Annotated in this window: 12 protein-coding genes and 1 pseudogene; 4 read left to right on the top strand and 9 right to left on the bottom strand. The window is 57.9% G+C overall.

Annotation, left to right across the window (positions count from 1 at the left end; genetic code table 11):
• The first annotated feature begins 96 nt into the window (after positions 1-96).
• Positions 97-978, top strand: coding sequence for a transcriptional regulator CynR (gene cynR, locus V5E99_RS27885; RefSeq protein WP_499805572.1), 882 nt, complete (start codon positions 97-99; stop codon positions 976-978).
• Between the two features lie 69 nt (positions 979-1,047).
• Here the strand turns inward: cynR and V5E99_RS27880 are convergent, their stop codons facing one another.
• The 5 genes from V5E99_RS27880 to V5E99_RS27860 all read right to left on the bottom strand — a co-directional run bounded on the left by V5E99_RS27880 (position 1,048) and on the right by V5E99_RS27860 (position 5,533).
• Positions 1,048-1,377 (bottom strand): hypothetical protein, encoded by a 330-nt coding sequence (locus tag V5E99_RS27880; protein ID WP_499805571.1) that lies wholly within the window; start codon positions 1,375-1,377, stop codon positions 1,048-1,050.
• A 507-nt stretch (positions 1,378-1,884) separates the two neighbouring features.
• Complete coding sequence (locus tag V5E99_RS27875; RefSeq protein ID WP_499805570.1) at positions 1,885-2,388, bottom strand: GNAT family N-acetyltransferase; 504 nt, start codon at positions 2,386-2,388, stop codon at positions 1,885-1,887.
• 47 nt (positions 2,389-2,435) lie between these two features.
• Entirely contained in the window at positions 2,436-3,065 is a 630-nt protein-coding gene (locus V5E99_RS27870) for a glutathione S-transferase family protein (protein WP_499805569.1), read from the bottom strand.
• Positions 3,066-3,143: 78 nt separating this feature from the next.
• Entirely contained in the window at positions 3,144-5,093 is a 1,950-nt protein-coding gene (locus V5E99_RS27865; protein WP_499805567.1) for a DNA topoisomerase III, read from the bottom strand.
• Positions 5,094-5,203: 110 nt separating this feature from the next.
• Positions 5,204-5,533: a DHCW motif cupin fold protein gene (locus V5E99_RS27860; RefSeq protein ID WP_499805629.1), complete on the bottom strand. Its 330-nt coding sequence runs from the start codon at positions 5,531-5,533 to the stop codon at positions 5,204-5,206.
• A gap of 225 nt (positions 5,534-5,758) precedes the next feature.
• Here V5E99_RS27860 and V5E99_RS27855 point away from each other — a divergent pair, with 225 nt between their 5' ends.
• Entirely contained in the window at positions 5,759-7,168 is a 1,410-nt protein-coding gene (locus V5E99_RS27855; protein WP_499805565.1) for a serralysin family metalloprotease, read from the top strand.
• A gap of 252 nt (positions 7,169-7,420) precedes the next feature.
• Positions 7,421-7,789 carry a DUF427 domain-containing protein gene (locus tag V5E99_RS27850; RefSeq protein WP_499805563.1) on the top strand — a complete coding sequence of 123 codons (369 nt, stop codon included), beginning with the start codon at positions 7,421-7,423 and terminating at the stop codon, positions 7,787-7,789.
• Positions 7,790-7,857: 68 nt separating this feature from the next.
• Here V5E99_RS27850 and lldD read toward each other — a convergent pair whose 3' ends face one another.
• A complete protein-coding gene (gene lldD, locus V5E99_RS27845) occupies positions 7,858-9,000 on the bottom strand; it encodes an FMN-dependent L-lactate dehydrogenase LldD (protein WP_499805562.1) in 1,143 nt (380 codons plus the stop codon).
• A 90-nt stretch (positions 9,001-9,090) separates the two neighbouring features.
• A pseudogene (locus tag V5E99_RS27840) lies at positions 9,091-10,548 on the bottom strand (MFS transporter); the annotation flags it as partial.
• Positions 10,549-10,693: 145 nt separating this feature from the next.
• On the opposite strand from V5E99_RS27840, the gene V5E99_RS27835 reads away from it, so the two are divergent.
• The gene (locus V5E99_RS27835) at positions 10,694-11,143 is read left to right on the top strand and encodes an HD domain-containing protein (protein WP_499805561.1); all 450 of its coding nucleotides are present in this window, start codon (positions 10,694-10,696) and stop codon (positions 11,141-11,143) included.
• A 696-nt stretch (positions 11,144-11,839) separates the two neighbouring features.
• Here the strand turns inward: V5E99_RS27835 and V5E99_RS27830 are convergent.
• Together V5E99_RS27830 and V5E99_RS27825 are read right to left on the bottom strand one after the other, a co-directional pair.
• The gene (locus tag V5E99_RS27830; protein WP_499805559.1) at positions 11,840-12,745 is read right to left on the bottom strand and encodes a LysR substrate-binding domain-containing protein; all 906 of its coding nucleotides are present in this window, start codon (positions 12,743-12,745) and stop codon (positions 11,840-11,842) included.
• Positions 12,746-12,861: 116 nt separating this feature from the next.
• Positions 12,862-13,096 (bottom strand): hypothetical protein (locus V5E99_RS27825; protein WP_499805557.1); only part of this gene is annotated, 235 nt, incomplete at its 5' end.

The following is a 13,096-nucleotide window of genomic DNA, read 5'->3' as shown; positions in this document are numbered from 1 at the left end:
TGTGTGTGGAGCAATCTTCTGCCGATTGATCCATAGCGTCCAAGATCGATATACAATGCCCAGCATAAGCACAGCCTATAGATGGAAAGTCCCCCGATGCTGCTTCGCCATTTGCGTTACCTGATTGCGGTCGCCGATCACGGCGGCTTTACTCGCGCCGCCGAGGCGTTGCATGTTTCCCAACCGACCCTGTCCCAACAAATCCGCCAACTGGAAGAGACCCTGGGTGTCAGCCTGTTCGACCGCACCTCACGCACGGTCAAGCCCACCGACGCAGGCGAGGCCTACATCGAGTGCGCGCGGCGGGTGCTGGTGGAACTGGAGGCGGGAAAGCGTGCGCTGCATGACGTGAAGGATTTGTCCCGTGGCACCTTGCGCCTGGCCATGACGCCGACGTTTATGGCGTATCTGGTGGGGCCGTTGGTGCGCGATTACGTGGCGCGGTTCCCGAACATCCATCTGGAAATTTTCGAGTTGTCGATGGACGACATCGAGGCCGGACTGGCGGACGACTCGCTGGACATTGCCATCGCCTTTACGCCGGTGAGAAACCCCGAGATCGAATGCATCCCGGCGTTTGTCGAGACGTTGGGGGTCGTGGTCGGGCGTGGCCATCCGTTGTATGAGAGCCGGGGCGCGCTAACGCCGAGCGAAGTGGCGCAACTGGAATTCGCATTGCTGGCACCGGAGTTCATCACCCGATCATCCATCGACGAATATTTCCGCCAACAAAGCATCACGCCGAAAGTGGCAATCGAGGTGAATTCGGTGAGCACGTTGCTGGAGGTGATTCGGCACACGGCCGTCGCGACCATTTTGCCGGAGCCGATTGCGACTGAGGATCGAGCGTTGCGCAAGATTGCCTTGCAGGGCGAGGCGCCGCAGCGGGGGGCGGCGTTGTTGCGGCGGCGCAATAATTATCACAGCGCGGCGGCGTTGGCGTTTGTTGAACTGGTGTTGAGTTTAGAGCTGAATTGATCGCAACAAACGTCGGGCATAAAAAAGGGCCTGCTCCTTGATGGGAGCAGGCCCTTTTTTCAATTTGACTCAGTAGAACCGATCAATCACCCGAACTTCATTCTGGTTCTGCATCGATGCCCACGCCTGTTTCAGAGTTTGCAGAACATTACCGATGAAGTCCTTGTCGGCCGCGGCTTTCTTGCCGACATAACCCTGACCGCGACGGTACATCTTCAGTCGGGCCAGCAAGTCCTGGTTGTTCTGGTCGAACTCTGCTTCGTGAGCATGGGGCGACAGGCTGTCCATGTGTACCTGGCCCGACTTGCTGATCCACAGGATATGGCTGTCTTGGCTGTCTTTTTGCGCAGCGAACATACGAGCCAGTTCTTCGATAGTTGGTTGATTGTTCAGATTCATATTAAGCCCCTTGACCATTTGGTGATCTTTCAAAGTTGATTCGCTAATACAAGTAGCCCATCGGTTAGTTGATCCCTGGCACCGAAACCAGGACGTCAGCGGTCAGCCGCCAAATTGACGGGGTCTCGCGTCTGTTGCATGTAGTCGTGTTGAATAACTGCTACGCAATAGCGTCACAACGAAGAGAAGCGGCGAAAACCTGGAGGCCACTGCCGACATTTTCAGGGTCGGCCACAAGCTTCATGAGAATGTTTCGCCAGCATTTCTCGTCCTTGTACTGGACGTTCGGGCCAGGTCAGCTTCTTCAATCTGCCTTGTGGGCAGCGTGTATCCGGAAAAACAGCTCGGCGGTCAGACGAGCTTGCTCAAACGTGTTGCCTGTACTCCCGATCGGGGAGACGTCTGCATCATGCAAGGGCAAATCGACGGCGTCAATGGTTATGTAGTGATTATTTTTGGTCACTACATATTGTCGGACAAAGTGGTTTGGGAATTAGCGAAGGATATCTAGTACCCGGCGGCGGGGCTTTCAAAGCGGTAGAGCGTGCAAGGATAGCCGTCCACCGCCAATTGATGCGTTGTGACGTTTCCCTGCGCAAGGGCAGGCATTACATGGGCCCAAAACAGCCGCGCAGGCTGGTTCGCATCGATATGGAAAATTTGCCATTGCCCGGGGAACCGGCTCAAGAGGGTGGAAGCGACAAACTTCGCGACACCTTGGCCACGGAAGCGTCGGCTGACAAAAAAGTAGCCAATGTTGAACTCGGCGCTGGCCATGTGAGTTTCATCATCCACGGTCACGAACCCGGCCAGTTCGCCATCAACCTTGATCAAAAACGGTCGTGTCGCCGGTTTGCGCCAATAGTCCTGCTTCGGCTGGATGCTGAAAAAACCGTGCTCGCCCAGTTTCAGCGGCAGCCACTCGCTGAAATCGTAGGTGTAGAACTGCATCAGGTTTTCAATCGTCTCCAGCTCATCGCGCTGGGCGGCGTGAAGTTCGATGGAGGGCATGGCAGGCTCCTGATGGGCCGGGCCGTCCCTGGCCTGGACATGTTCGATCAATGGGGCGCGAAGTCGTACTTGCCACCGTTCTTCAGCGCCGCCACATAGGCCGGGCGCGCCTGGAAGCGTTCAACCCAGGCGGCCACATGCGGGTAGTCGCGCAGCTTGCCCTGGGCCCGGGCGATCTCGCCGATAAAACTCATCTGGATGTCGGCAGCACTGAATTCATCACCCAGCAGGTAATCGGACTGGCCCAGTGCGGTGTCGAGGTAGCTCAAGTAGTTGGCCACTTCCGAGTTGATCCGCGGATGCAACGGTGCACCGGCCTCACCCAACTTGCCCACATACAGATTCAACATCAGCGGCAACATCGCCGAGCCTTCGGCGAAATGCAGCCACTGCACGTATTCATCGTAGGCCGGGGTGGAGGGATCAGGTTGCAGGCGGCCCTGGCCGTGACGGCGAATCAGGTAGTCGATGATCGCAGCGGACTCGATCAGCTTCTGCGGCCCGTCCTCGATCACCGGGGACTTGCCCAAGGCATTGATCGCTTTCAGCTCTGGCGGCGCGAGGTTGGTTTTCGGATCGCGCTGATAGAGTTTCAGCTCATAAGGAATGGTCAGTTCCTCCAGTAACCAGAGAATGCGCTGGGAGCGGGAGTTGTTCAGGTGGTGGACGATGATCATGGTCGGTGCCTTTCAGAAAGTGGGGCGATCGCCTGGGCTTGAGCAACACTAGACCATTGGCAGCGTGCCGAAGTGCCCTCACGCTTTGCTCGCCGGTTTGGCGGCGCGTTTGGTGCCGGTCGCAGGCTTGCGCGCAGCGGTCTTGCGTTTTTTCTTCCACGGCGTGCCCGTGCGACCCGCCGGGCTGGCTGGGCCGCTGATGGTCAGGTTCAGGCCAGAACAGCGGGCAACTTGCTTGCTCATCCACGCCGCTTGTTTGGTGACGAATTCTTCCAGGCTCATTTCGCCGCTTTGCACCATGTCCAGGGCCTGCTCCCAGATGGCGGTGGTGCCAGGGTCGGCGATGGCGCGGGGCACGGCGTCGATCAGGCTGAACGCGGCCGGCGTCGCGGCCAGGGCCTTGCCGTTCTTCACCAGATAACCCCGGTCGAGCAGGCCCTGGATGATCGAGGCACGGGTGGCTTCGGTGCCTATTCCGGTGGTGTCCTTGAGCTTCTGCTTGAGCAGCGGGTCTTCCACCAGTTTGGCGACGTTTTTCATTGCCTTGATCAGGTCGCCCTCGGTGAACGGCTTGGGCGGCTGGGTCCAGAGGTCTTTGAGTTTGATCTCGGCCACTGCGCAATCGCGTCCTTCGGCCAAGGCTGGCAGGGTTTGTGGCGCGGGGACCTCACGCCCTTTTGCCGGAGCCAAGGCCTCGGGCAGGGCCCGCTTCCAGCCGGGTTCGACAATCTGCTTGCCCACTGCGCGCAAGGCTTCGCCGGCACAGTCGAAGTCCGCCTGGGTGCGGTCGTATTCGTGGTTGGGGAGGAACTGCGCCAGATAACGCGCACGAATCAGCGTGTAGACCGCCCGCTGCTTGCCCGCCAGTCGCTCAAGGTTTTTCGCGGCGGCGGTGGGGATGATGCCGTGGTGAGCGCTGACCTTGGCATCGTTCCAGGCCCGTGACCGGCGCTGGGGCTCCAGATGCTCGTTCAGGGCGTTCAGGCTTGGATCGGCCTGGCGCAGCGCGGCGAGAATGCCCGGCGCCTCGCTGTGCTGGCTCAGGGGCAGGTAGCCGCAGTCACTGCGCGGGTAGGTGATGACTTTGTGGGTTTCATAGAGCGCCTGGGCGATGTCGAGGGTTTCCTGGGCGCCGAGGCCGAGCTTCTTCGAACAAACCTCCTGCAAGGTCCCCAGATCGAAAGGCAGCGGCGCGATTTCACGCATCCGCTCGGTGCGCAGTTTGATCACCCTGGCGCTGGTTGCACCGCTCATGGCGGTTGCCGCTTGCTGCGCCAGGGCCTGATTCAGACAGCGATCCTGATCGTCGCAAGCATCGGCGTTCGCCCGCCACTGAGCGGTAAACGCCGTGCCGTCGTGCAGCAGTTGTACGTCAATGGCCCAATAAGCGACGGGGACGAAATCGGCAATGCTGCGATCCCGATCCACCACCAGCCGTAACGTCGGGGTTTGCACGCGGCCAACCGGCAACACGCCTTGATAACCGGACTGGCGCCCCAGCAGCGTGAACAGCCGACTCATGTTCATCCCGATCAGCCAATCAGCCCGGGAACGCCCCAACGCCGAGTGATAGAGGCTGAACGTTTCGGCCCCAGGCTTGAGCGCCGCCAAGGCCTTGCGGATCGACGCATCATCCAGCGCCGACAACCACAACCGCTGGATCGGCCCGCGATAGCGGCAATGCTCCACCAGCTCCCGGGCGATCATTTCGCCTTCGCGATCCGCGTCCGTGGCGATCACCAGTTCCGTCGCCTCGCCGAGTAAGCGTTTAACCGCTTTGTACTGGCTGGCAGTACGCGGTTTGACGGTCATCTTCCATTTGTCGGGAATGATCGGCAGGTCCGCCAGCACCCAGCGCTTGTAGCGCGCGTCGTAGGCATCCGGCGGCGCGGTTTCCAGCAGATGGCCGATGCACCAGGTCACCGTGACGTTCGTTCCCAGCCAGCAACCGTCGCCCCGGCGCTTGGCGCCGAGCACTGCCGCGATGTCTTTGGCCTGGGAAGGTTTTTCACAGAGGTACAGCTGCATAACCACCATCGTTCAAGTCGGTTTGAAGAAGGTGAACAGAATGCGCAGGGAATGCGATTGGTGCAACCTTTTATCTGTATGGATATACAGATAAAGGGTTGCTCGGGATGTCAGTCCACCACAAACAACCGAGCGCCTACGGCTGTCGAGGATCGATGTGCTTCGGCGTTGTCCGCGACCTGATAGCTCATGCCGGGTTTGAGTACGAATTGCCGACCATCCTCCAACACTGTGAGCAGTTCCCCCTCGAGGCAAAACAGCACGTGACCTTTGGAGCACCAATGATCGGCCAGGTAGCCCGGCGTGTATTCAACGATGCGCACACGAATTGCCCCGAACTGCTGAGTACGCCATAACGCGCTGCCCGTTTCGCCCGGGTGTTCGGTGGGTTCGATGCAAGACCAGTCTGTGGTGCCAAAAGGAATGCCCGCTATTTCCATCATTGCTCTCCAACGTTCGAATCCAGGTATCGGTGCCTGGGCCGGGCACTTTATCCGAAGCTCACGACACACCGACACCCCGGCGCTATCGAGAAATTGATTAGCGCCCCATTTCAAGCTGTGTCAGTTTCACCGAGCCTTTAATGGGGCGAGTGACAGGACGATCTCGCCAAGGGATCGCCGTGGTCTGTCGGAAACTGACTACTTTGAACAAGGACGTAAGCAATGTCTCAAGCAAAATCCAGGGCCAGTGACGCCTATTCGAGCGTCGACACGTTCAGCCATTTGTACGACCGGGGCGGCAGCGCGTTGGTGAACGGCAAACCGTCGTTCACCGCCGATCAGGCCGCCGACCAGATCCTGCGCAAAGGCGCGTCCTGGCACGACCAGAACAGCGACGGCAAGATCGACCTCAGCTACACCTTCCTGACCTCGAAACCGGCGAATTACAACCCGGCCCTCGGTACGTTCGGTGAATTCAGCGCCCAGCAAAAAGCTCAAGCGGTGCTGGCGATGCAGTCCTGGTCGGACGTGGCCAAGGTCACGTTCAGCGAAGGCGCCGGTGGCGACGGCCACATGACCTTCGGCAACTACAGCAACAACACCGGTGGCGCGGCGTTTGCCTATTTGCCCCAGGGCAGTCAGTACGACGGTCAGTCCTGGTACATGATCAACGACCAATATCAGGTCAATAAAACCCCGGGCACCAACAACTACGGGCGCCAGACCCTGACCCACGAAATCGGCCACACCCTGGGCCTGTCGCACCCGGGCGTCTACAACGCTGGCAACGGCAACCCGACCTACAACGATGTGACTTACGCCCAGGACACCCGTGGCTACAGCCTCATGAGCTACTGGAGCGAAAGCAACACGCAGCAGAATTTCAGCAAGGATGGCAGCGGCGCCTACGCCTCGGCACCGTTGCTGGACGATATCGTCGCGGTGCAGAAACTCTACGGCGCCAACCTTGAAACCCGCGCCAGCGACACCGTCTACGGCTTTAATTCCAACGCCGAGCGGGATTTCTACAGCGCGACTTCGGCGGCGTCGAAGGTGGTGTTTTCGGTGTGGGACGGCGGTGGTAATGACACCCTGGATTTCTCCGGTTTCAGCCAGAACCAGAAGATCAACCTCAATGAAGGCGCGTTCTCCGATGTGGGTGGTTTGGTGGGCAACGTGTCCATCGCCCACGGCGTGACCCTGGAAAACGCCACCGGCGGTTCGGGCAATGATTTGCTGATCGGCAACGCGGTGGCGAACATCCTTGAAGGCGGGGCCGGCAACGACATCATTTACGGGGACGGTGGCGGTGATTCGTTGTGGGGCGGGGCGGGGGCGGACACCTTTGTGTTTGGTGCTGCCAGCGATTCGACCATGACCGCGCCGGACTGGATCATGGATTTCACCAGCGGCCAGGACAAGATCGATTTGTCGGGGATTGCTGGGTTTGCCTCGGGTAGTGCGACGTTGAACTTTGTCAGCGGTTTCACCGGGCATGCGGGCGATGCGATCCTGACGTACTTTGCGCAGACCCATCAGACCAGTTTGATGGTGGATTTGACCGGGCATGGTGCGGTGGATTTTGCGGTGGGGATGGTGGGGCAGGCCGTGGTGACGGATATCGTCGCTTGATGTAAAGCAAGAGCAGAAGATCGCAGCCTTCGGCAGCTCCTACAGGGGCGAGCGCAGTACAAACGTCTCGGTTGTACGCGGTCAATGTAGGCGCTGCCGAAGGCTGCGATCTTTTGACTGTGTGGTTCCGTTCGGCTGCGAAGCAGTCGCGGTCGCCAAACATGGGTTATACCTGACAGTCGGGGCCTCAGGTTTTGGGGCCGCTTTGCAGCCTGGCCTACAGGTTCATCAGCGTCATGAGGAACGTATTCCATGAAAAGCTCCGGTCCCAGCCCTGTCATCACCATCGCCGAGCAGCCCGGCTGCCTCTTGGTCAAGTTTCACGGTATTCAGGTGGCCGCGTCAGCCCGGGCGCTGGTGCTGCTTGAGGCCAATTATCCGCCGGTGTATTACGTCCCGCGCGAGGACATCGCCGAGCAGTATTTCGCCCGCACCGATCACACCAGTTATTGCCCCTATAAGGGCGATGCCAGCTATTTCAGTTTGCAGGTTCCGGGGCATGAGGGGGCGAACGCGGTGTGGAGTTATGAGAACCCCAAGGTATCGGTGGATCAGATTCGCAATTACCTGGCGTTCTATCCGGATCAAGTGAAGTTCGAGATCATCGAAAACTTCGAGTAACTGTGGCGCTGACACTGAGCCAGTGGTGAGGGGCTTGCCCCCTCATCTCCGGTTTCATAGCAACCCTGCTATCGAAGCGCTTCTACTAACGTTGATTCATTGATCTGACTGATCGACGTCACGCCGGTCAACGTCATGGCCACGCGCATTTCCTTGGCGAAGATATCCAGCAGGTTTTCCACCCCGCGCTGTCCGTCGGCAGCCAGTGCATAGGCCATCGAGCGCCCCAGCAACACGCCTTTGGCGCCCAGCGCCAACATTCGCACCACATCCAGCCCCGAGCGAATACCCGAGTCGACCAGCACCGTCAGATCATTGCCCACCGCTTGCATGATGGGCGGCAAGGCCTTGGTGGTGGAGAGCACGCCGTCCAGCTGTCGTCCGCCGTGGTTCGACACCACGATGCCGTCGGCGCCGAAGCTCACCGCATCCTTGGCATCTTGCGGGTCGAGGATGCCTTTGATGATCATCGGGCCTTTCCAGAAGTCCCGAATCCATTCCAGATCGCTCCAACTGATCGACGGGTCGAAGTTATTGGCCAGCCAGCCCATGTAATCTTCGAGGGTGACGGCTTTGCCCAGGTACTTCGAGATATTGCCCAGGTCGTGGGGACGTCCCATGAGGCCCACGTTGAACGCCCAGTCGGGCCGGGTCATGGCCTGCAACATCCGCCGCGACGACGCAAAAGGCCCCGACATGCCCGAGTGCGCATCCCGGTAGCGGGCGCCGGGCGTGGGCATGTCCACGGTAAACACCAGGTTCTTCACCCCAGCGGCTTTGGCCCGCTCCAGAGCGTTTTTCATGAAGCCCCGGTCTTTCAATACGTACAACTGAAACCAGATCGATTGTTGGGTGTGGGCCGTGACTTCCTCGATCGAACACACCGACACCGTGGACAGGCACAGCGGGATGCCTTTGTTTTCCGCGGCTTTGACCGCCTGCACTTCACCCCGGCGGGCGAACATCCCGGTCAGGCCCACCGGGGCCAGGATGATGGGCAGGGAAAGCGGTTGATCGAAGAGGGTGGTTTCAAGGCTCAGGGTTTCGACGTTTTTCAGGATGCGCTGGCGCAGCTTGATGTTCGCCAGGTCCGCACTGTTGGCCCGCAGCGTATGCTCGGCATACGCGCCACCATCGATGTAATCGAACAGAAATCGTGGGAGTTTGCGACGTGCCGCTTCGCGATAGTCGGATGCAGAGGAAATGATCATGGGGCCTCGGTCGGTGAAGTGGCGGGGCTGTGCGTTTCGTCGAGCTTAACGAAAACGCCCCGGGTCACGGGGCGTTTTTTGTGAGGTCGATCAGTTGGTGTCCAGATCCACGTTCTTCGTCTCCCGCAAACAGATCAGCCCCACAATCAGGCTCACTCCGGTAATCACCACCGGATACCACAGCCCATAGAAAATGTCCCCGGTGTAGACCACCAGCGCAAACGACACCGTCGGCAGGAACCCGCCGAACCAGCCATTGCCGATGTGGTAGGGCAGGGACATCGAGGTGTAGCGGATGCGCGTCGGGAACAGTTCGACCATCAGCGCCGCCAGCGGGCCGTAGCACATGGCGGAGATGATGATCAGCGCCACAATCAGCGCGACGATCATCGGTTTATTGATCTGCTGGGTGTCGGCTTGCGACGGGTAGCCCGCCAGGGTCACCGCGCCACGCAGGGCCGCTTCGTCGTAACCATCGATTTTCACGTCGCCGACGCTGACCTGCACGGCACTGCCGGCGGGGGCGGCGGCGCTGGTGTAAGGCAGGCCTTGCTTGACCAGGAAGGTTTTGACCTTGTCGCACGGGCTGTCAAATTTCGCCTTGCCCACCGGGTCGAACTGGAAGGTGCAAGTGGCCGGGTCGGCCAGCACAGTGATCGGCGCCTGGCGGCTGGCCTGATCCACCGCCGGGTTGGCGTAGTGCGCCAGGCTCTTGAAGATTGGGAAATACAGCGCGGTAGCCAGCAACAGGCCGATCATCAGCACTGGTTTGCGCCCGACCTTGTCCGACAGCCAGCCGAAAAAGATAAAGAACGGCGCGCCGATGATCACGCTGACAATCAGCAGACTATTCGCCAGGGCCGGGTCCATTTTCAGGAACTGGGTGAGGAAGAACAGCACGTAGAACTGCGCGGCGTAGAAGGTCACCGCTTGCCCGGCGTTGATGCTGAACAGGGCAATCAGTACGACTTTGAGGTTTTCCCATTTGCCGAAGGAGTCGCGCAGCGGTTGCTTGCACAGCTTGCCTTCTTCTTTCATTTTCACGAAGGCCGGCGATTCGTGCAGGCTCAGGCGAATCCAGGTCGAAATGCCCAGCAGCACGATGGAAAACAGGAACGGAATGCGCCAGCCCCAGACTTCAAACTGATCGCCGGTGAAGTAGCGGCAACCGAGCACCACCAGCAGCGACAGCAGCAGGCCGAGGGTTGCCGTGGATTGAATCCAGCTTGTATGGAAGCCACGTTTGCCGATCGGCGCGTGTTCGGCCACGTAAGTTGCGGCGCCGCCGTACTCGCCGCCGAGGGCCAGGCCCTGGAGCATGCGCAGCACCACGAGGATGATCGGCGCGGCGATGCCGATGCTGGCGTAGGTCGGCAGCAACCCGACACAGAACGTCGCCAGGCCCATGAGCACGATGGTTGCGAGGAAGGTGTATTTGCGCCCGATCATGTCCCCCAACCGACCGAACACCAGCGCACCGAATGGCCGCACGATGAAACCGGCGGCAAATGCCATGAGCGCGAAGATAAACGCCGTGGTGTCGTTGACCCGGACCTTTTATAGACGGACAACTTATGTCAAAACGAGTCGTCTGTGTTGAAGGCTAAAGAATTAGGGGCTTACACCTACAGAGTCCCAGAAAAACTGACACCGAGATTGGATTCTTAATGCCCTCCAGGGGCTCGCCACGACGTTGAGCGGATACAAGATCAACCGCCTTGAGCACTCACTGCAAACAGCTGCGCGCGCAGAGGCCGACGGCGCCGATGAAGAGATGGTCGTGGGTGCACTGATACATGACATAGGCGATGATCTTGCCCCATATAATCATTCCCAATACGCCGCATCGATCATTCGGCCCTACGTGCGCGGGGAGGTTGCCTGGATTTTACACCATCATGGTTTGTTCCAGAATTTCTACTACGCCCATCATTTTGGGGGCGACCGAAACGAGAGAGATCGCTACAAAGATCATCCTTTGTTTCAATTGTGCGTGGACTTTTGTGAGCGCTGGGATCAAGCCTCTTTCGATCCCGATTACCCAACCCCTCGCCTTGAGCACTTCGCTCCAATGGTAAAGCGAGTTTTTGCTCGCAAGCCGTTTGATCCAGGCATTGTGGGTACGGAATATTCGCTCGCTTAAAGCAGTAACGTACGGGCCAGGATTTCGGCCATTGGCGTGCTCTTGGAATGACCAAAAACGTCCAAGGCGCGCCAAACGATCGTCTGTCGGGAATGCTTGGGCCAAACGTTCTTGTTACCGCTGACAATTTCCGCCTGCAACACTCATGGCGGCTAGTAAGCGAACCGTATCGAACGGCAACCCCGTCGAGAATTACGCTCAGATCAGCCGATTCATCCATTGATGGACATAGGCTTCAGCCCTTCTGAGATGCAGTTTGCTCAGGCAACAATGGTACGTTTTCCGCGCCTATGAGCGATAACGCCAGCGGTGTTAGGCACGAAGTAATAATGAACGTCGACATTGGCATGTTAGTCGATGTGTGTCGATACCGTTTTCCATTCGGCGTAGACTCAAGAGTGTTGCAACAGCGGTTGCAGCGCAGCTTGGTCGATGCAGCGGCGCACATTGTCCGGCAACGGGATCTCTTTATAGGTGGATCGATTCTGTTATTGGAAATCCATTTATAAGCAAATGCTTCAGTCGAACACTGAATAACTTGGGCGAAGTTCTGTACGTTGGTTGATCAAAGAGTGTAATAACATCAGAAGTCTTTACGTTGTACGTTCACGTTACTGCGCGAGTCTTCCAGCATAGCGATGAATGAATTGGTTTATGCTTGATGGCCAAAGGTCAACTATAAATTCGTCGATTGATTCAGCGTTCGGCTAACAGCCAGTTGGTAAAGCTGACAATTCGCTTGTCGTTGCGCATATCCTTGCGACAAATAATACCCCAGTGTCCTTGGCCTTCAGCATAGTGCTCGACTGGCTTGATCAAACGACCTGCGCGCAGGCCATTGTCGGCCAAGGGGCCATTGACCAGCGCAATACCCTCACCATCCATAGCCATTTCAAGTGATAGCACTAAGGTGTCAACCACTATGGTGGCGGCCGGGTTGGTCATCTGCACTCCAGCCGACTCGAACCAAGTGTTCCAATTCCAAAACTGGTTTTCGGAGTTGACCGTGATCAGTGGATACTGCTTTAGATCTTCCGGTTTCATGTCAGCAGATCGGTTCTCCAATAGCTTTGGGCTACAGACCGGGAAATACCTTGAGTCGAACAGTTTCACCCAATGCAGGTGGGTTGGGGGAGGGTCATTGCGGTAGATCACGGCGATGTCGGCGCCCGACTCGTCGAACTCCCAGCTGGAGCCCAATGTTGACAAGTGCATTTGCATGTCCGGGTACATTGAGCGGAATTGGGGGAGCCGGTGGGCCAGCCAACAAACGGCGAAACTGATGTAAGTTTGCATGCGTAGTGGCGGCAGAGAGTCGCTGCGACGTATGGCTTCGGTGCCTGCCAGCAGCTGTTTCAGTACGGTAAGCACGCAGGAGTAATAGGCTTCCCCTTCAGGAGTTAACACCAGGCTGCGGCCTTCGCGAGAAAACAGCTTTACCCCGAGTCCCTCCTCCAGCGTCTGGATCTGATGGGTGATTGCCGGGTGGGTCAGATTTAGCTCCTCGGCGGCGCGCCTGACACTACGAAGCCGGGCTGTGGCCTCAAAACCCTTCAACGAATTTAAGGAGGGGAGTTTTCTGAAATCCATGCTGCTGGTCATCGCCTGCCCTTGTTCGCTCTGCCTGAAGAGCAGATTCCTACCGACTGAGTAAGGGCTGAATATATCTCGATTCATCTCGTTTCCGGTAAAAAATATTTACCAGTCCTCAAAAAATCTCAATTGTTGCGGGTTTGATTTAGGCATAGCTTGGCTATGCAGTCTGCGGCATTTTCTGAAATATGCCGAATACAAGTGCTCGTTTTAATTAAGTTATTTGCTCTGCGGTGTGGCAACTCCAATGAATACACTTTAATAATTTTGATAAGAAAGAGGGTTATATGAAAATTGGATTTATTGGCCTTGGCAATGTGGGTGGGAAACTTGCTGGAAGCTTGCTGCGTAATGGGTACG

It is taken from the genome of Janthinobacterium sp. LPB2021202312-11-4 (assembly GCF_037049705.1).
Taxonomy (GTDB): Bacteria; Pseudomonadota; Gammaproteobacteria; order Pseudomonadales; family Pseudomonadaceae; genus Aquipseudomonas.
The sequence above is the reverse complement of the archived record's forward strand: the minus strand, read 5'-3'. Positions and strand labels throughout refer to the sequence as shown.

Coding starts and splice junctions, on each gene's coding strand:
- cynR (WP_499805572.1), top strand. CDS start 97: ATGCTGCTTCGCCATTTGCGTTACCTGATTGCGGTCGCCGATCACGGC.
- V5E99_RS27880 (WP_499805571.1), bottom strand. CDS start 1,377: ATGAATCTGAACAATCAACCAACTATCGAAGAACTGGCTCGTATGTTC.
- V5E99_RS27875 (WP_499805570.1), bottom strand. CDS start 2,388: ATGCCCTCCATCGAACTTCACGCCGCCCAGCGCGATGAGCTGGAGACG.
- V5E99_RS27870 (WP_499805569.1), bottom strand. CDS start 3,065: ATGATCATCGTCCACCACCTGAACAACTCCCGCTCCCAGCGCATTCTC.
- V5E99_RS27865 (WP_499805567.1), bottom strand. CDS start 5,093: ATGCAGCTGTACCTCTGTGAAAAACCTTCCCAGGCCAAAGACATCGCG.
- V5E99_RS27860 (WP_499805629.1), bottom strand. CDS start 5,533: ATGGAAATAGCGGGCATTCCTTTTGGCACCACAGACTGGTCTTGCATC.
- V5E99_RS27855 (WP_499805565.1), top strand. CDS start 5,759: ATGTCTCAAGCAAAATCCAGGGCCAGTGACGCCTATTCGAGCGTCGAC.
- V5E99_RS27850 (WP_499805563.1), top strand. CDS start 7,421: ATGAAAAGCTCCGGTCCCAGCCCTGTCATCACCATCGCCGAGCAGCCC.
- lldD (WP_499805562.1), bottom strand. CDS start 9,000: ATGATCATTTCCTCTGCATCCGACTATCGCGAAGCGGCACGTCGCAAA.
- V5E99_RS27830 (WP_499805559.1), bottom strand. CDS start 12,745: ATGACCAGCAGCATGGATTTCAGAAAACTCCCCTCCTTAAATTCGTTG.